At 70.9% G+C, this 17440-nt stretch carries 14 protein-coding genes and 1 pseudogene; 11 read left to right on the top strand and 4 right to left on the bottom strand.

Features of this window, described 5'->3' with window-relative positions:
* Positions 1 to 37: 37 nt before the first annotated feature.
* Complete coding sequence (gene lanL / locus ACZ6SA_RS36930) at positions 38 to 2746, top strand: class IV lanthionine synthetase LanL (RefSeq protein ID WP_465833460.1); 2709 nt, start codon at positions 38 to 40, stop codon at positions 2744 to 2746.
* 63 nt (positions 2747 to 2809) lie between these two features.
* Here the strand turns inward: lanL and ACZ6SA_RS36925 are convergent, their stop codons facing one another.
* Both ACZ6SA_RS36925 and ACZ6SA_RS36920 read right to left on the bottom strand, forming a co-directional pair.
* Positions 2810 to 5095: a polysaccharide lyase 8 family protein gene (locus ACZ6SA_RS36925; protein ID WP_465833458.1), complete on the bottom strand. Its 2286-nt coding sequence runs from the start codon at positions 5093 to 5095 to the stop codon at positions 2810 to 2812.
* 65 nt (positions 5096 to 5160) lie between these two features.
* Entirely contained in the window at positions 5161 to 5805 is a 645-nt protein-coding gene (locus ACZ6SA_RS36920; RefSeq protein ID WP_347648755.1) for a TetR/AcrR family transcriptional regulator C-terminal domain-containing protein, read from the bottom strand.
* Positions 5806 to 5895: 90 nt separating this feature from the next.
* On the opposite strand from ACZ6SA_RS36920, the gene ACZ6SA_RS36915 reads away from it, so the two are divergent.
* From ACZ6SA_RS36915 to ACZ6SA_RS36900, 4 genes are all read left to right on the top strand, one after another.
* Complete coding sequence (locus ACZ6SA_RS36915; RefSeq protein WP_347648754.1) at positions 5896 to 6339, top strand: hypothetical protein; 444 nt, start codon at positions 5896 to 5898, stop codon at positions 6337 to 6339.
* Positions 6336 to 6851, top strand: a complete 516-nt coding sequence (locus tag ACZ6SA_RS36910; protein ID WP_347648753.1) for a nitroreductase/quinone reductase family protein — start codon at positions 6336 to 6338, stop codon at positions 6849 to 6851. The genes ACZ6SA_RS36915 and ACZ6SA_RS36910 overlap by 4 nt, the downstream gene beginning before the upstream one ends.
* A gap of 217 nt (positions 6852 to 7068) precedes the next feature.
* A complete protein-coding gene (locus ACZ6SA_RS36905; protein WP_465833455.1) occupies positions 7069 to 8613 on the top strand; it encodes an ABC transporter substrate-binding protein in 1545 nt (514 codons plus the stop codon).
* Complete coding sequence (locus tag ACZ6SA_RS36900) at positions 8610 to 9554, top strand: ABC transporter permease (protein WP_347648752.1); 945 nt, start codon at positions 8610 to 8612, stop codon at positions 9552 to 9554. The genes ACZ6SA_RS36905 and ACZ6SA_RS36900 overlap by 4 nt, the downstream gene beginning before the upstream one ends.
* A gap of 38 nt (positions 9555 to 9592) precedes the next feature.
* On the opposite strand, the gene ACZ6SA_RS36895 is transcribed toward ACZ6SA_RS36900, so the two are convergent.
* On the bottom strand, positions 9593 to 10777 hold the full coding sequence (locus tag ACZ6SA_RS36895; protein ID WP_465833453.1) for an RNA-guided endonuclease InsQ/TnpB family protein: 1185 nt from the start codon (positions 10775 to 10777) through the stop codon (positions 9593 to 9595).
* Between the two features lie 180 nt (positions 10778 to 10957).
* On the opposite strand from ACZ6SA_RS36895, the gene ACZ6SA_RS36890 reads away from it, so the two are divergent.
* From ACZ6SA_RS36890 to ACZ6SA_RS36880, 3 genes and pseudogenes are all read left to right on the top strand, one after another.
* Positions 10958 to 11842 carry an ABC transporter permease gene (locus tag ACZ6SA_RS36890; RefSeq protein ID WP_347648751.1) on the top strand — a complete coding sequence of 295 codons (885 nt, stop codon included), beginning with the start codon at positions 10958 to 10960 and terminating at the stop codon, positions 11840 to 11842.
* A 51-nt stretch (positions 11843 to 11893) separates the two neighbouring features.
* On the top strand, positions 11894 to 12694 hold the full coding sequence (locus ACZ6SA_RS36885; protein WP_347648750.1) for a creatininase family protein: 801 nt from the start codon (positions 11894 to 11896) through the stop codon (positions 12692 to 12694).
* A gap of 40 nt (positions 12695 to 12734) precedes the next feature.
* Positions 12735 to 14357, top strand: a pseudogene (locus ACZ6SA_RS36880) (ABC transporter ATP-binding protein); the annotation flags it as partial.
* A 21-nt stretch (positions 14358 to 14378) separates the two neighbouring features.
* Here the strand turns inward: ACZ6SA_RS36880 and ACZ6SA_RS36875 are convergent.
* The gene (locus tag ACZ6SA_RS36875) at positions 14379 to 15029 is read right to left on the bottom strand and encodes a GntR family transcriptional regulator (protein ID WP_465833543.1); all 651 of its coding nucleotides are present in this window, start codon (positions 15027 to 15029) and stop codon (positions 14379 to 14381) included.
* Positions 15030 to 15115: 86 nt separating this feature from the next.
* Here ACZ6SA_RS36875 and ACZ6SA_RS36870 point away from each other — a divergent pair, with 86 nt between their 5' ends.
* From ACZ6SA_RS36870 to ACZ6SA_RS36860, 3 genes are all read left to right on the top strand, one after another.
* Positions 15116 to 15736 (top strand): HpcH/HpaI aldolase family protein, encoded by a 621-nt coding sequence (locus ACZ6SA_RS36870; protein WP_465833450.1) that lies wholly within the window; start codon positions 15116 to 15118, stop codon positions 15734 to 15736.
* Between the two features lie 153 nt (positions 15737 to 15889).
* Positions 15890 to 16615, top strand: a complete 726-nt coding sequence (locus ACZ6SA_RS36865) for a sulfite exporter TauE/SafE family protein (protein WP_347648746.1) — start codon at positions 15890 to 15892, stop codon at positions 16613 to 16615.
* 121 nt (positions 16616 to 16736) lie between these two features.
* Positions 16737 to 17440 (top strand): DedA family protein (locus ACZ6SA_RS36860; RefSeq protein ID WP_465833448.1); only part of this gene is annotated, 704 nt, incomplete at its 3' end.

Raw genomic sequence — 17440 nt, 5'->3', positions numbered from 1 at the left:
AGAAAGGCCATCGGCGCGGTTCTGATGGCCTTTTCTCATGCGAGGCCGACTTACTCCGTTTCAGGGGATGACTGTGGACAACAATGTGGTCGACCGCCTTACCCAATTTGCCGAGTCAAACGGTAGGGAAATGTACGAGGACGACACGTGGATCAGCGTCCACGACCCTCACCACGACGTTCCATTACAGGGCTGGAAAATCCACGTCTCCGCACGTCCCGGCACGCTCGCCGACACCCTCGACCGCGCGCTGCCGATCCTGGCGGGCACCGGCTACGCCTTCAAGGTCGCCCGCTCCTCCCGCCGGCTCATGGAGCTCAACACCGGAGACGTCGACCCGGGAGCCGTGGGCAAGGCCATGACGATCTACCCGGATCAGGACGCGGTGGTCGAGCTGGGCCACACCCTCGCCGACGCCCTGTCCGGGCTGTCGGCCCCGCGCATCGTCAGCGACCGGCAGGTCCGTCCCGGCGCCCCCGTGTACTACAGGTACGCCCCGTTCGCCCCGCAGTACCGCGTGGACGAGAACGGCGACTTCGAGCTGATCGTGACCGGTCCGGACGGCGAGCACCTGCCGGGCGCCGCCGGCCCCGAGTTCACCTGCCCGCCCTGGGCAACCGACCCCTTCCGCCCCGCGGAGGAAGCCGCATCGCCGGACGCTGAACCCGCGTCACCGGAAGAACCCGCGGAAACGACCGGCCCGGAATCGATCGGCCCGCAATCGATCGGCCCGGAAACGGCCGGCAGGGTCATCGGCGGCCGGTACCGCGTGACGTCCGGCGTGGTTCGTGGCCCGCGCGGCAACGTCTACCGCGCCGCCGACGCCACCGGCCGGCGGGTCGTGGTCAAGGAGGCCCGCGCGTACGTCGGGGAGAACGTCGAGGGCTGGGACCTGCGGATGTACCTCCGCAACGAGCTGCGCGTCCTCCAGGCGCTCAAGGGCGTGGCGGGCGTACCGGAGCCGATCGACCACTTCCGGCACGGCGAGGACGAGTTCCTCGTCATGACCGACGCGGGCAGCCTGGACCTCAACCGGTTCGTGGCGGAGAAGGGCCTGTTCGGCGAGGAGCCCGCGAGCGGTGGCCGCGACCTCGGCGCGCTCGCCGTCCGGCTGCTGGAGGTGATCGACGCGGTGCACGCGCACGGCGTCGTCATCCGCGACCTGTCGCCCAAGAACGTCGTGCTCGGCGAGGACGGCCGCTGCACCCTCATCGACTTCGGCAACAGCAGGTACGACGGGCTGCAGCTGCCCGGGTGGAGCCGCGGCTACAGCGTCCCCGACCAGCACACCGACCGGGAGTCCGTGCCCGACGACGACTACTTCTCGCTGGGCGCCACCCTGTTCTTCGCGGCCACCGGGATGAACCCCATCATGATCGGCCCGGACCCGGTCCGTAACGTCGAGCGCACGCTCATGTGCCTGGCGGGGATGTACCCGGACGTCACCACGGGCGTGCTCGGCCTGCTGCCCGGCCTGCTGAGCCTCGACCCCGCCGACCGCGCCGCGGCCGCCGCCGCGATCAGGTGCGTCCCCGTCGCGGCCGGCGGGCGGGCGCCCGCGAGGCGGTGGAGGGTGCCCGCCACACCGGCGCTCACCGGGGAGCTGCTGTCCAAGGCGCTCGACCACACCGTGCGCGAGTGCGCGGCCTTCGCCGAGCAGCTGATGGCCGGGCCCGAGGACGCCCGCCGGGAGAGCCCGCCGGTGACCAACGTCTACGGCGGCTGCGCAGGAGTCGGCATGGAGCTGCTGCACCATGCGGCGTCCAGGGCCGTGGCCGCCGACCTGGCCCGGTGGACGTCCCGCGTGATGCCGCCCGCCAAGCTCCCGCCCTCGTTGTACTTCGGCCGCACCGGCACCGCCCTGTTCCTGACCGCGGCCCGGCTGACCGCCGCGCCGGAGCTGAGGGCTCCGGACCCCGTCACCATCGACGGCCCGCAACGTGCCGACCAGGCGCACGGCGTGGCGGGCATCGGCTCGGGCCACCTGGCGCTGGCCGCCCTCGAACCCGGCGACGCCCGGCACCTGCGGATCGCCGCCGAGTGCGCCCGGCTGCTGATCACGGGTCAGGTCACGCGGTCGGAGGACGCCGTGGCGCCCGCCCAGCCCGGATCCGGCGTGTCCGTCGACGCGGCGTACGCCCACGGCGACGCGGGCTGCGCGGACTTCCTGCTCTCCTACCACGAGGCCACGGGCGACCCGGCGGCGGGCGAGGCAGCGCGGGAGCGGCTAGCGGCGCTGGCCGGCCAGGCCGAGGCGCTGATCGCCGAGCTGCACGGCCCGGACGCCCGGGCGATGGGGGCCTCCTGGTGCCAGGGCATGTCGGGCATCGCCGGCACGCTGGCCCGCGCGGCCCGCGCGTACGGCGATGATCGCTACCTCGACCTGGCCGAGCGGGGCGCGCGGGCGTGCCTGGTCGTCGCCCCGCAGGCCTGGGTGGTCTCCCAGTGTTGCGGCCTGGCCGGCACCGGGGAGGCGCTGATCGACCTGGCGATGCTCACGGGCGATGACGGCTACTGGCGTCACGCCGAGAAGATCGCCGAGTTGATGCTGGTGAGGGCCGGCGGCGAGCCGGCGCAGCCGGTCTTCCCCGGCAACGACCTCGACAGGGCCGCCTACACCTGGAGCACGGGCACCGCGGGCGTCCTGTCGTTCCTGCGCCGCCTCGACCGCCGGTCGGGGGCGCGCCTGTGGACGGCGGGCTGGCGGCTGCCCGGGCCGGACCTGGCGGAGCACGCGGCGCCCTGAGCCTGGCCCCGCCCTGCGAGGTGACCGGCCGCACGGTCGCCGAGGCCGGTCACCTCCGGTGGGTCAGACGCGTACCACCGCGGTGCGGGCGTGCCCGCGGCTGCCGTCGAGCTCCACCTTGACCGACTTCTTAGTTCTACGCACGCCGCGGTCACCGGTCCTGACCGACTTCACCGGCCAGGGCAGCGTGATCTTCACCTCGCCGGCGGTCCTGGACGGGTCGGAGACCGCGAGCCGTACGTTCTCGTCGTCGCGGCGGATCAGCAGCGTGCACGGGCCGTCGGCGGCGAGCGGCCCGTCCGCGGTCTCCACGGTCCCCGCGCGCCAGAACACGGCGGCGAGCAGGCCGTCGCGGGAGATGGCCTGCGCCCCTCCGGAGTTGGCGAGGATCTCGACCTGCCGGCCGTAGGCCGCGGTCTGCGCGACGGAGGCGCCGGGCAGCACGGCGTAGGCGTAGCGCGCCTTGCGCGGATCGACGCCGTGGTCGACGAGGATCGTCGTGTAGTGCCTGGTGACGCGGGTCTTGTCGCCGCCCGTGGTGGCGCCCTTGTCGATGTCGCGCCAGCGGCCGGTGCGCTTCTCGCGGACCACCTTCGCGTCGGCGCCGTCGAGCAGCGCGTAGCCGGCCACACCGCACAGGTGCACCCAGCCGTCGCCCCGGCACAACCGCGGATGCCGGTCATGGGTGTTGCGGTTGTCCACGACGGTCTCGATGCGGCGGTCGTCCGAGGCGGTGATCCCGGCGCCGAGCGCGATCACCGCGTCGTCGAGCAGGAACCACGCCTTCTTGGCCCGCAACGAGGAGCCGCCGGCGACCAGTTTCATGGCCGCCACGCCGAACCCGTCGAGCGCCACGCCGCCGGCCCACGGGGTGGGCGGCAGGCGGCGCCTGCCGTGCCGGAGATCGGCGCGCCTGCGGGTGTCCACCGTCGTGCCCGGCAGCCGGTACGGGTCGATCGTGGGCCACAGATCGTCGTTCCAGTGCGTGAGGTCGCCGGTGTAGAGGTAGGTCATGCCGTCGCCGGTGTACCAGCCGTGCAGGTTCTCCCGGTTCATGGCCTCGGCCGCGCCGATGCGCTCCGAGCTCATCGCGATCGCGAAGGCCCAGGTGGGGCGGCGGTGCACGACCCGGTCCATGTCGGCGAAGACGTACGTGCCCGTCGTCCGCGGGCCGACCGGCACCGACCGGTCCTCCAGCAGGGCCCTGGCCTTCGCGATGCTCGCCAGCGGCGCGAGCGTGTCGTAGGGGACGGCCTGGTTGCGGGTGAGCCAGCCTTTCACCATCGGCTGCCAGCGCCGGGCATGGCCCTCGGGCGCCGCGTCCAGCAGGGTGAGGATGGCCTCCACGGTCTTCTGTCCCGCGTGGTAGTCGCGGTGGCCCTGGCGCGAGATGGCCCGGCCGCGTACGCAGTCCATCATCAGCCCGTCGAAGACGAACGGCACGAACGAGCGATCCACGATGTCGTAGACCTTGCCGGTGTCGGAGATCTCCCAGGGCGAGTGCGCGAGCATGGCGATCAGCTTGGCCACGCTCTCCAGGTAGTCGACGCCGTAGCTGCCGGTGTAGGGGTACACGTCGTGCTGGATGAACGATCCGTCACGGTAGAAGCCGTCACCCGGGCCTCTGGTCGTCCGCAGCAGGTCGGAGACCGCGTGCTTGGCCCGCTTGACGAGCCGTGCGTCGTGGGTGAGTAATCCCCGCATCGCCACCGCCATGGCCTTGCTCGCCCGGTTGGCGCCGGTCTCGGTCACGCCGGGATGGCTGACGCGGCGCTCCGGGTCGGGGCACCAGCGGCGCAACGGGCGCAACCAGCGCTTGAGACGGTCCTTGGGCAGGCCGTCGTAGAGCAGGGCGCAGGTGTCGGTGAGCGAGCGGGGCACGCCGATCTCCCACCAGAACCAGTTGCTGCCCCGCGGGTCGAGCTTCTCGTGGTAGGCGTGCTCGTACAGGAAGTCCAGCGCCCTGACCGCGGTCTCGGCGACCTGCCTGTCCCGGTGCATGGCGGTGCCCGGCGTGGCCCAGCCCAGCGCCAGGGTGCGCATGCGGTTGTAGGCGCGGTTGAAGTTGCCCGTCCTCGGGTCGTCCAGCGGCAGGTCGGGCCAGAGGCTCGGGCGGCCGGGGGCCGGCTTCAGCTTGCGCAGCACCGCGTGGGCCGAGCCCTCGACCGCCCGCGTCTTGTCGGCGTAGGCGGGGTCGTACGACCTGCCGGCCAGCAGGCCCACCCACCGCTCGCGCGCGGCGTCGAAGGCGGCGCCGCCGGCCGCCTCGGCCGGCTCCTCCCAGAGGGTGAGGCCGGCCACGCCCGCGGCGCCCAGCAGGGCGGACCGCCGGCTGAGGGGGTGGGACATGGAGTCCTTCCGACAATCGGGCAAAACCAAACCAAAAGGTCGATCATATATGCCCCGCGGGCGGGTCACCCTGTCTCGAAGCCCCTCAGCATGGCTTCGAGCGCGAATCCGAAGCGGGGGTCCGGTCCGGAGGGACGCTGGGCTCGGGTGGCCTCGGCGAGGAGCGGGGTCTCGCGCAGATCCGGATCGGGTATCGCCTGCAGCCGGTCGCCCGGCGCGTGCCGGTCACTCCCGCTGGCGGCCAGGATGGCGACGTGACCGACGACGAAACCGGTCACGGCGTACAACATGTCCAGGGCCCGCTCCAGCGGCAGTCCGGCAGCCCGCAGCATGTGGAGCGCGTCCTCCATCAGGTGCAGGTTCTGCGGGGTGATCGCGGGCCGGCCGACAACCAGGGGGATGACGTTCGGGTGCGCGAGCAGGACGCGCAGCAACGTGTGGCCGTAGCCACGCAGGCCCTCCTGCCATGAGGCGGCCTCGGCCAGCGGTGGCGCGGCCTGCGTGAACAGCTGCTCGACCAGGCCGTCCAGCAGGGCGTCCTTGCCGGCGACGTGCTGGTAGAGGGACATGGCCTCGACCCCGAGCTCCTGGCCGATGCGGCGCATCGACAGCGCCTTCAGCCCTTCGCGGTCGGCCAGCGCCAGGGCCGCACGAAGGATGGCCTGGCGGGTCAGCCCGGCGTTCTGGCCGCGGGTGCGCTTGGGGGACATGGTGGCCCTTCTCACAGCACGGATTCTTACGTCGTAAGTATAGTGGTGGACGACAAACATACGTTGTAAGAATCCGGAAGGACTCGAACCATGACAGCGTCGGCAACGAAACCGGCCAGGCAGACGGCTCTCCCCCTGATGTACGGCGGCGCCGCCCTCACGGTGCTCGTCACCCTCTTCGCGTTCGTCGACCGGGCCGGCCTGGCCGGCCACATCCACGCGGGTTACCCGGCCTACGGGCCGGGAGAGGTCGACGCCGCCGTAACCGCGTACACGGTGATCCTGTCCGTCGTGGGAGCCCTGGGACTCCTCGGCTGGCTCGGCACCGCCTGGGCGGCCCGCGGCGGCAGAGGCTGGGCCCGCTGGCCGGCGTCCGGCATGTTCGCGATCGCGCTCTGCGTCGCGGTAGCGGGCGTGACGACTCAGGACATCAACGGTCAGGTCGGGCTCGCGCCGCTGCTGGGCTGGCTGCAGTTCCTGCCGTTGCTCCCCGGACTCGCAGCGGTCGTCCTGCTGTGGAGAAGGGCGGTATGACGGCGGGGACGACGCTCAGGGCCGTCCTGCGCGGGGTCGCGGCGCTCAAGCGCTGGACGTACCGGAACGGACGGCCCAACACGTTCATGCGGCTCGTCAACCGGTTCGACGCGCTGGCGTACCGGTTCGGGTGGTCGGCGCCGCGCCAGGGCGCCGTGCTCCAGGTGGCCGGACGCCGCAGCGGCAACCTCACCCAGGTCCCCGTCGCGATCGCCGAGCACCAGGGCGCCGAGTTCCTCGTGTCCATGCTCGGGCCGGACGCGAACTGGGTGCGCAACGTCCACGCCGCGGACGGCCGGGCCGTACTCCGCCGCCGAGGGCGCGAGCTGCCGGTCAGGCTGGAGGAGGTCCCGGTTGAGCACCGCGCCGAGATCCTGCGCCGCTACCTCGCCATCGCGCCCGGCGCGAGACCGCACCTGGGTCTCGCGCCGGCGGCGCCGCTGGAGCGGTTCCGCCTGATCGCCCCTCGCCATCCCGTGTTCCGCATCATCGAGGACGCGGACGGCGGGTGAGCCGCGCGGCACGCCGGCCCGGAACCTGGCCGGGTTCCGGGCCGGCGTGCGGTCGGGTTTCCGGATAGCCGTTGACCCCTCGTGTGAACGCCGTGTATACATGCGCCATACGTGCTGGACTCCTACCCAAGACGGCTCAGTGTCAGGCCCGGCCACCTGGAGAGATGTCATGGCGATGATGAGCAGGCGAAGCTTCCTCGCGGGAGGTGCCGCCGCGTTGGGGACCACGACTCTGGCGGCCTGCGGCAACCCGGTGACCTTGCCAGAGTCCATGGAGGCCATCAGGCCCAAACCCGGCGGTCCGAACCGCGGCGGAGCTCTTCACTTCGGCCTGTCCACCGATCCGGCCAACCTGGATCCGCACGTCTCCACGGGCAGCGCGTCCGACTATCTGCGGCAGCTCTCCTACAACGGCCTGGTCCAGTACGACGGCGCCGGCGAGATCGTCGCCGATCTCGCGACCGAGTTCGGCTGGACCGACGAGCGGACGTACAAGGTCAAGCTCCGTCCGGGCGTGAGGTTCCACGACGGGTCCACCCTGACGGCCGAGGACGTGGTCTTCTCGTTCCGCCGCATGATGGACAAGGACACCACGGCGACGTCCGGGCCGCTCCTCGAACAGGTCGCCTCCGTCGAGGCCGTCGACGCCACCACCGTGGTCTTCCGCTTCAAGCAGCCCGACGTGGCCTTCCCGTTCGCCCTCGCGGCGCCGACCTCCAACATCGTGTCCAGGAAGTGGATCGAGTCGGGCGCGAACACCAAGACCCAGGTGATGGGCACCGGCCCGTTCCGGTTCGTCGAGCGCATCCCCGGCGTCAGCACCACCTTCGTCCGGTTCGACGACTACTTCGAGCCCGAACTGCCGTACCTCAACGGCATCGTGTTCCAGCCGATGAGCGATGACTACGCGCGCGTGACGGCGCTCCGCACCGCCACCGTCGACATGATCGACTATGTTCCGGCGACCCATGTCGGAGTCATCACCGGCAATCCGCGGTTGCGGTTCGCGTCCGACAAGACGTTCGGTTTCGGCTTCGTCGGGTTCGTCACCAGCCGGCGGCCGTTCGACGACGTGCGCGTCCGCAGGGCGGTCGCCATGTCGATCAACAGGCCGTCGGTCCTCGACACCGCGCTGCTCGGGAACGGGCGGCCCATGGACGGGGCCCTGATGCCCGAGATCTTCGCCCCCTACGCGCGGCAGCTCGACGGCTCCATGCCGTACGACCCCGAGCAGGCGAAATACCTGCTCAAGCAGGCGGGTCAGGAAGGGCTGACGCTGCCGGTGGTCACCACCAGCTCGTACTCGGTCATCGCCCGGCCGGCACAGGCGATGTTGCCAGGCCTGCGCGCGGCCGGCATGAACGTGCACCTCACCCAGCAGGAGTGGCTGACCTTCAGGGCCAGCGTTTCCGCCAAGTCGTTCCCGGTCCACTCGTGGGGGACGGCGCCGAAGTTCGGCGATCCCGCGTCGCTGCGTGACTTCATCGGCGGCACCGGCACCTTCGCGAAGAACCTCGACTTCCAGGACGACAGGATCGACGACCTGCTCGACCAGGGAAGGAGGACGACCGACCCGGCTCTGCGGAACGAGATCTACCTCGAAGCCGAGAAACGAGCGCTGGAGCTGGTCCCGATGACCTACACCGTCCGCCGCGAGCAGGGCGAGGCTCACTACACCTACGTCAGGGGCTACGAGCACCCGCCGAAGGGCGCGTGGACCGCCACGGCCCTCCGCCGGACCTGGATGGAGAAGACAGCGTGAGGCGTTTCCTTGTCAGACGATTCACCCAGGCGATCGTCCAGTTGCTCTTCGTCGGAAGCATCGTGTTCTTCCTGGCCCGGCTCATCCCCGGCGATCCCGCCAGGGCCGCCCTGGGGGACGCCGCCACGGAGGAGCAGGTGGCGCTGACCCGGGCCGCGATGCACCTCGACGAGCCTTTCCTCGGACAGTTCTTCGGCTTCTGGGCGCGGCTCCTCCAGGGAGACCTCGGCACCTCCCTCATCAGCGGCCGCGCGGTGATGCAGGACCTCCCCTCCCGGATCGGCAACTCCCTCGAGCTGGTCCTGCTCGCCCTGGCCGTCTCCCTGGTGGCCGGCATCGTGCTCGGCCGCATCGCCGCCACGCGGGCCGACAAGCCGGCGGACCACGCACTCGTCGCGGGGTCGATCTTCGGGATCTCCCTTCCCGTCTTCGTCGTCGGAACCCTGCTCCTGCTGGTGTTCGCGGTCCTCATCCCCGTCCTGCCGCCGCGCCGCTTCGCCGCGCCGCTGGAGGATCCCGTCGCGCACCTGCAGATCCTCGTCCTTCCTGTGGTCACGCTGGCGGCGGCCTCATGCGCCGTGGTCACCCGGATGACCAGAGCGGCGATGCTCGAGACGCTCAACGCGGACTACGTGCGTACGGCACGGGCCAAAGGGCTCGTCGAAAAGCGCGTCATCAAACGTCACGCGCTGCGGACCGCCATGCTTCCCGTGGTCTCCATGACGACCGTCGAGCTGACGACGCTCATCGGAAGCACGGTCCTGGTCGAGACCATCTTCGGGTGGCCGGGAATGAGCTCCCTGCTCATGAACGCCGTGGGGCAGCGCGACTACCCCGTCATCCAGGCCGTGGTCCTCGCCGCGGCGACCATCGTCATCCTGGTCAACCTCGTCGGGGACCTGGTGGTCAGAGCCCTCGATCCTCGGGCGGAGGACAACTGATCGTGACTCCTCCGCTCCCTGAAGGAAGCGGCTTCTCGCTAAGCCGCTTGCGCAGCCTGGCGAAGGGCAAGCCCTGCCCTCACGATGTTGATGGCCGCGTTGACGTCGGCGTGTGCGGCATGCCCGCACGCCGTGCAGGCGAACGCGGCTTGGGTGACGCGGTTCTCCTTCGCGCTGTGCCCGCAGCGGGCGCAGGTGCGGGAGGTGCCGGCGGGGTTCACCGCGATCAGTTTGCGACCGGCGCTTTCAGCCTTGTGCGCGAGGATCGTCAGGAACACCCCCCAGCCCGCGTCCAGGATGCTCCGGTTGAGGCCGGACTTGGCGGCGACGCCCCGGCCGGGCGCTTCGATCGTGCCGGACGCCGAGCGGGTCATGTGCGCGATCCGCAGGTCCTCGTGCACGATCACGTCATAGGCGCGGACCAGGGCGAGCGCGGCCTTGTGCGCGCCGTCCAGACGTTGCCTGCGCACCCTGGCGTGCAACGCGGCCACGCGGGCCACCGCCTTACGCCGCCGCTTGGAGCCCCGTTCCTTCCGGGCCAGAGCCCGCTGCGCGTCCGCCAGCCGGCCAGCGGACGCGGCCAGGTGACGGGGGTTGCTCAGATGCTGTCCGCCGCTGGTCGTGACGAGGGACGCCACGCCCATGTCGATCCCCGCGACCGCGCCGGTGGCGGGCAGCGGTTCAGTCGGCACGTCGTCGCACGACAGCACCACGAACCACCGGTTGCCTTCCCGCTTCACCGCGATCGTCTTCACCCGGCCCTTGACCGCGCGGTGCCGGTGGACGCGGACGTGCCCGACCCCCTGGAGCCGCACGTAGGTCGTGGTGGGGTGGCCGGGCTGAGCATCCCACCGACAGCCGTCACCGTCCTTCGGCCATTCCACGGTGTCGAACCGGCCACGCCCCTTGAAACGCGGAAAGCCCGGCGCGCGACCCTCGCCGACCCGCTTGAAGAACGCGCGAAACGCCTTGTCGAGCCGTCGCAGCGTGGCCTGCTGGGAAGAGAACGACCAACGCCCCTGCCCATCCGCATCATCGGCGCGGATGTGTTTCAGCTCGCCCGACTGCTCGCCGTACCGGACACTCACCCCCGCCCTGTCGTAAGCGGTGCGCCGGTGCTCCAAGGCGGCGTTGTACAGCTGCCTGTGATCCTCCAGGCACGCCGCCAGCGCCGCCGCCTGCCGGGCAGTGGGGCGCAACAGGAATCTGAACGACCTGCGCACACCCCACCCCTCATCACGTTCGGTAACAACACCGCCACGATACCGGCTGGCGCCGACAAAACCAGGAAGGACATCCGCGATGCGCAGACCCGACAGGTCGGGGCACGCTCGGGCCTTGAAGGGCCTCCCGCTCCCGATTCACCCGTCGCCTGAAGGCGACGGTCCCCTCGGGGGACTCTGATGGCAACTGCTCCCGAGTCACTGGCGCAGGCCCTGCCTGGCGCGTCGTTGGCCGAAGGCGCCGGCAGGCAACCCTTCCTCAAGCGGATGGCGTCGAACCGCAGGACGTCCATCGCGGGCGCGTTCCTCCTGCTGGTCGCCGTCGTCGCGGTGTTCGCGCCGGTCATCGCCCCCTACGACTACCGCGACATCGTCGGCAAGCCGCTGACCTCCGGCGGGCCGCTGGGCATCGACGACTTCGGCCGCGACGTCCTGTCCCGCCTGCTGATCGGGCTGCGCACCTCCCTCGGTGTGGCCCTGTCGGCGGTGCTGGTGGCGGGGGTCATCGGGGTCGCGCTGGGCCTGGTGGCCGGTTACGTGGGCCGGTGGGTGTCGACGATCATCATGCGCGGCATCGACGTGCTGCTCAGCTTCCCTCCGATCGTGCTGGCGATCGCGGTGGTGGCGATTCTGGGCCCGGCGCTGGTCAACGTCGTCCTCGTCATCGGCGTGCTCTACATCCCGAGGTTCACCCGGATCGTCTACAGCCAGGTGCTCTCGATCAGGACCATGGAGTACGTCGAGGCCTCGGAGATCATGGGGACCAGACCGGCCGACATCCTCGCCAAGACGATCCTGCCGAACGTGGCCGCGCCGATCATCGTCCAGCTCAGCCTCTCGGTGAGCTTCGCCATCCAGATGGAGGCGGGCCTGAGCTTCCTCGGCCTCGGGGCGCAGCCGCCGCTTCCGTCCCTCGGCACGATGGTCGGCGCGGGACGTGACTTCCTCGAGGTCCAGCCGACGCTCCTGATCTACCCGTCCGTGCTCATCATCCTCGTCGTCCTCGCGCTCAACGTGTTCGGGGACGGCATGCGCGACCTCCTCGACCCGCGTCACCGCACCTGACCACCGCTTTCCCCGGCCACGACGGCATCTCAGAAAGGAAACCCCATCACCATGGCCCTTCCCGCCACGCACAGGCTCGGCGAGCTCTCCTGGACCCAGGTCAAGGAGTTGGCGGAGCAGGATCCGATCATCCTTCTGCCCATCGGAGCCGTCGAGCAGCACGGGCCGCACCTGCCGGTCCATGAGGACTCCATCGTGGCCGAGTGGGTCGCGGACAAGCTGGCGAAGGAGAACGGCTGCTATGTCGCGCCGGCCCTCAACTACGGGCACTCCGGCACGTTCCGCGGCTACCACGGCAACCTCTCGCTGAGCCAGGCCACGCTGCGCAACGTCACGTACGAGATCATCGAGGCGCTGGTGAAGTCCGGTTTCAGGCGCATCATCATCGTCGACAACAACGGCGGGAACGTCGGGCCGGTCACGGGCGCGGGCCTCGACGCCAGGCGCGACTTCGGGGTCCTGATCGGGCATCTGTATCCGTGGCAGCTGGGTTACGCGCTCATGCGCGACGTGTACGACGACCCGGCCAAGGCGTACGGCCACGGGGCGGAGCCCGAGCACTCCGCGATGCTCGCGATGTTCCCCGACCAGGTGCAGGGCGACCTCGCCGTGGCCGGGGGCCTGGAGTCCTCCAGCGGCTGGACCCCGACGAGCTACACGGAGGCGGCGATTCCCGGTTACGACGTCCGCGGCACCGTCTTCTGGGACTTCTCCGAGGTCAGCTCGACGGGATGCACCGGCGACGTGAGCCTGGGCAGTGCGAAGACCGGCGAGATCTGGATCGAGCGCGTGATCGGTTTCTGCTCGGCGTACATCCGGGAGTACGACAAGAACACCGCGTCGGCGAAGTAGCTCACCGTCCTTCCCCCGCACGAGCATCTGAGGAGAGGCCATGACAACCGGCACGATTCCTTCCGACCCGATTCTTGAGGTCAAGCGGCTCTCCGTGGACTTCCGGATCGCCGGCGAGTGGACACCGGCCGTGAGGGACGTCAGCTTCTCGGTTGCCAAGGGCGAGGTGGTGGCGCTGGTCGGAGAGTCCGGCTCCGGCAAGTCCGTGAGCTCGATGTCGGTGCTCGGGCTGCTGGCGCCGAACTCGCGTCGCCGGGGCAGCATCCGTTTCGGCGACACCGAGATGCTCGGCCTCGGCGAGGAGGCTCTGCGCGCCATCAGGGGCAGGAGGATCGCGATGATCTTCCAGGAGCCGATGACGGCGCTCAACCCCGTCTACACCATCGGAGAGCAGATCATCGAGGCGATCCAGTGTCACGAGCCCGTGCCGGCGGCCGAGGCCCGCGCGCGGACGCTGGAGCTGCTGAAGAAGGTCGGGATCCCGGAGCCGGAGCGCCGGATCAACAGCTACCCGCACCAGCTCTCCGGTGGTCAGCGCCAGCGCGCCATGATCGCCATGGCCATCTCCGGTTCGCCGGAGGTGATCATCGCCGACGAGCCGACCACGGCGCTCGACGTCACGGTCCAGGCGGAGATCCTGGAGCTGCTCCGCCGCCTGCGGGAGGACCTCGGCTCAGCGGTCGTCATCATCACCCACGACATGGGGGTGGTCGCCGATCTCGCCGATCGGGTGGTCGTCATGAGGCAGGGGGAGGTCGTCGAGGAGGCGCCGGTCACCCGGCTGTTCTCCGACCCGCGGCACGAGTACACCAGGAAGCTGCTCTCCGCGGTGCCGCGGCAGGAGCCCGGAGGGCACGCGGACGCGGCCACGGCCGGCGGGGGCGGGGACACGACCCTCCGCGTGTCCGATCTGGAGGTCGAGTATCCGGGGCGGCTGGGCCGCAAGGGCTTCAAGGCCGTCCACGGAGTCAGTTTCACCATCGAGAAGGGCAGGGTCCTCGGCCTCGTGGGCGAGTCCGGCTCGGGCAAGTCCACCATCGGCCGGGCGATGGTCGGCCTGGTGCGGGCGTCGGCCGGCTCCATCGAGGTCTGCGGGCAGGACGTGACGAGCCTCAGGCCCAGGCAACTGCGCGGCCTGCGCAGGAAATACTCGATGGTCTTCCAGGACCCGGGGTCGTCGCTGAACCCGCGGTTGTCGATCGGAGACTCGATCGCGGCCCCCATGATCGTGAACCGCTACGCGGATCGCCAGGCCGTCCGCAAGCGGGTGCTCAGCCTCCTCGACCAGGTCGAACTGCCCACGAGCTGGGCCGACAGGTTCCCTCACGAGCTGTCCGGCGGCCAGCGGCAGCGCGTCGGCATCGCCCGCGCGCTGGCGCTCGATCCGGAGCTGCTCATCGCCGACGAGCCGACGTCGGCGCTCGACGTCTCGGTTCAGGCCACCGTCCTGCGGCTGTTCCAGGACCTGCAGGACAGGCTCGGCTTCTCCTGTCTGTTCATCAGCCACGACCTCGGCGTCGTCGAGCTGCTCTCCCACGACGTCGCCGTCCTGCAGCACGGGCGGCTGGTGGAGAGCGGGCCCGCCCGTGACGTGCTGCGCGATCCGCGTACGGACTACACCAGGAGGCTGATCGCGGCGGCGCCGGTGCCCGATCCCGTCGAGCAGGCCGAGCGCCGCGCGCCGTCACCTCAGGTGGGAGACGACTGTCTCGTCGGGGCGCAGGTGGTGGCGCAGGGTCCGCTCGGCGGTGTCGAAGTCGTGATCGGTCAGCGCTTTCAGCAGGGTGCGGTGCTCCGGGGCGATGACTTCCAGGCGCTTGGGGCGCAGGGACACGGCGCTGACCGCGATCCGCTGGTGGCGCGGCTGCAGGGTCGCGTAGAGGTCGATCAGGATGCTGTTGCCGGTCGCCCGCACGAAGGAGTAGTGGAAGAAGAAGTCCATCTTCGCGTGCTCGGCGATGGCGTCCCGGTCACCGGCGCGGACCCGTGCCACCCGTTCGGGGTCCTCCATCCGGTCAAGATGCTCGGACAGCCCGGCCGGGATGTCGATGCTCTTGTCGCAGAGGATCTTGAAGCCGTGGAGCTCGAGCAGCAGCCGCATCTCGTAGGTCTCGAAGAGCTCTCCGGCTGTCACGCGCCGCACCTGGGCGCCTCGACGGGGCAGCAGGTCGATGAACTTCTCCGCGGCCAGACGGTGGAACGCCTCGCGTACGGGGGTGCGTGACACTCCGGCCTCGTCACAGACGAGCTTCTCCTCGAGGAACGCCCCCTCGGGGATCCGCCCGCTGAGGATCGCCTCCCGCGTCCACTGGTAGGCACGCTCGCCGGCTGTCATCGCCCGGCCGTTGCCGAGTGACTGATTCATGCCACCCCCTGTCCATGTGTATACACAGCGTATACTACATCCCCGAAGGAGACTCCATGACGTACGAGCAGGACCGAAGGTACGCCGCATGGCTGTCCGGTCCCGGTTTCGCCGCGGCCGAGATCGTCGCCGGCCTGGGCTACGGCGCCGTGGTCCTCGACATCGAACACGGCACCTTCGACCTCGCCGACCTGGACCGTTTCGTCCTGTTCCTCCGAGGGCTGAACCTCGAGGTGCTGGGGCCGGAGAGAGGGCCGATCCAGCAGGCTCTCGACTTCGGCGCCACCGCCGTCGTCGTGCCCCACATCGAGAACGCCGCGCACGCGGCCGCCGTCTGCGCGTTCGGGAAGTTCCCCCCGCTGGGTGACAGGAGCTTCGCCGGCGGCAGGACCGCGCGGTACGGCGGCCACGACGACGGCTGGATCGAGCGGCAGGACCGCGAGACCCGCGTGTACCCGATGGTGACTCCTCCGCTCCCTGAAGGAAGCGGCTTCTCGCCCCGCTTACGCGGGAGACGACGGCCAAGCCCTGACCGATGCCCGGAAGCACAAGCACCGTCCTACCCGCAGGAGGCGACGGTGTCCGAGGTTCTGCCACTGAACGCCCGAGCCTTGGCGGACCTCCCGCTCCCGACTCCCCCATCGCCTGAAGGCGAGCGTCCCCTCAGGAGGCTCTGATGGCCGGCTTCGGCGCGGCACTCGACGAGACGAACGCGCTGGCCGGCGGCCACCCTTGACAGGAGCCGCGCGCATCGGCCCCCTCGCCTGCCGGAACGCGACGCTCGCGGAAACGACCGAAGCCGATGGAACAGACCGAAGGAAACGTGAGTGATGACGACACTCGTCGCCGGCGTGGTGGCGATCGCGGCGCTGGCGGCCTTCGCCCAGGCCCTGAGCGGCTTCGGCTTCGCCCTCGTCGCCGTACCGCTCCTGACCCTCCTGATCGGACCCCAGACCGCCGTCACGGTGGTGACGGCCCTGGGAGGCCTGCTCGCGCTCGCCATCGCCGTCCACCAGAGGCGTCACGTCGAGCGACGGATCGCGGTCCTGGTGACCGGGGCGGGGCTCGTCGGCATGCCGCTCGGCCTGCTCGCGATCACGGTGCTGAGCGCACGCTCGCTGTCGGTGCTCATCGCCTGCGTCGTCCTGGCGTTCACCCTCCTCCTCGGCCGCGGGGTGACCCTCCGCCGCGGAGCCGGCTCCGCGGCGGCCGCCGGCTTCGTCAGCGGAGCGCTGCTGACCTCGACCGGCATGAACGGCCCTCCCGTGGTCGCGGCGTTCCAGGCGATGAGGCTGGAACCCCGCGAGTTCCGCGCGACGCTCCAGGCGACGTTCTGCGCGGGAGACGCCCTGGCCGTCCTGGGGTTCGTCGCCGTCGGCCGGCTGACCGCGGACAGCCTGCTCCTGACCGCCGCCGGCCTGCCCGGCATGGCCGTGGGCTGGTGGCTGGGAGAGCGGATCTTCGCGCGGACGGACCCGCAGCGCTTCAGAAGGATCGTCCTGGCGGTGCTGGTCGCCAGCGCGTGCACGGCCCTGATCCAGGCCGCCCTGGCCTGAGCGCACGCGATCGTCGGGTCGCGCGCAGCGTCCGCCTCGATGGCCTGATCAGGGCACCGCACAGGACACGAACAGTAGGGTCAAGCGGGGAAAGCGGCGGTCGGGATGCGGGGGGCACTGGGTGGACTGGATCGCTGAAGGCGTTCAGGCAGTGAGCGATCTTCCCTTCCCCCTGCTCGGGTTGGTGGCCGGAGCCATGGCGTTCGCCGAGTCGGGGCTGGGGGTCGGCTCGGTCGTCCCCGGCGAGACGGGCGTGCTGCTGCTGGGCGTCGCCGCGACCACCCCCGTGCGGTTCGCCGCCATGCTGCTGATCGTGGCGCTGGGGGTCACCGCCGGCGACCACGTCGGCTACTGGCTCGGGCACCGGTACGCCGGTCGCATGCGCGGCACCCGGGTGGTGCGACGGCTCGGAGTGCGCCACTGGGATCGCGCGACCGCCGCGCTGCACCGCCACGGCGCGGCCGCGGTGTTCGTCACCCGGCTGGTTCCGATCGTCCGCACGCTCACGCCCGCGGCCGCCGGGGCCGCGCACGTGCCCTACGGCCGGTTCCTCCCGGCGTCGCTCGCGGGTTCCCTGTTGTGGTCGGCGGTGTACGTCGGCCTCGGCGCGTTCGCCGGAGCGTCGGCCGCTCGCCTGGAGGAGCTCCTGGGTCGTTTCTCGTGGCTGCTGCTCGCGGCCCTGGCGCTGATCGTCGCGGCCGTGGCCTTGCTGCGGCGGGGGGGGGGGGGGGGGGGGGGGGGAGGAGGAGGGAAGGGGGGGGGGGGGGGGGGGGGGGGAGGGGGGGGGGGGGGGGGGGGGGGGGGGGGGGGGGGAGGGGGGGAAGA

The organism is Nonomuraea sp. NPDC049378 (genome assembly GCF_055586745.1).
Note: the sequence above shows the minus strand (reverse complement) of the source record. Positions and strands in the feature narration are given on the sequence as shown.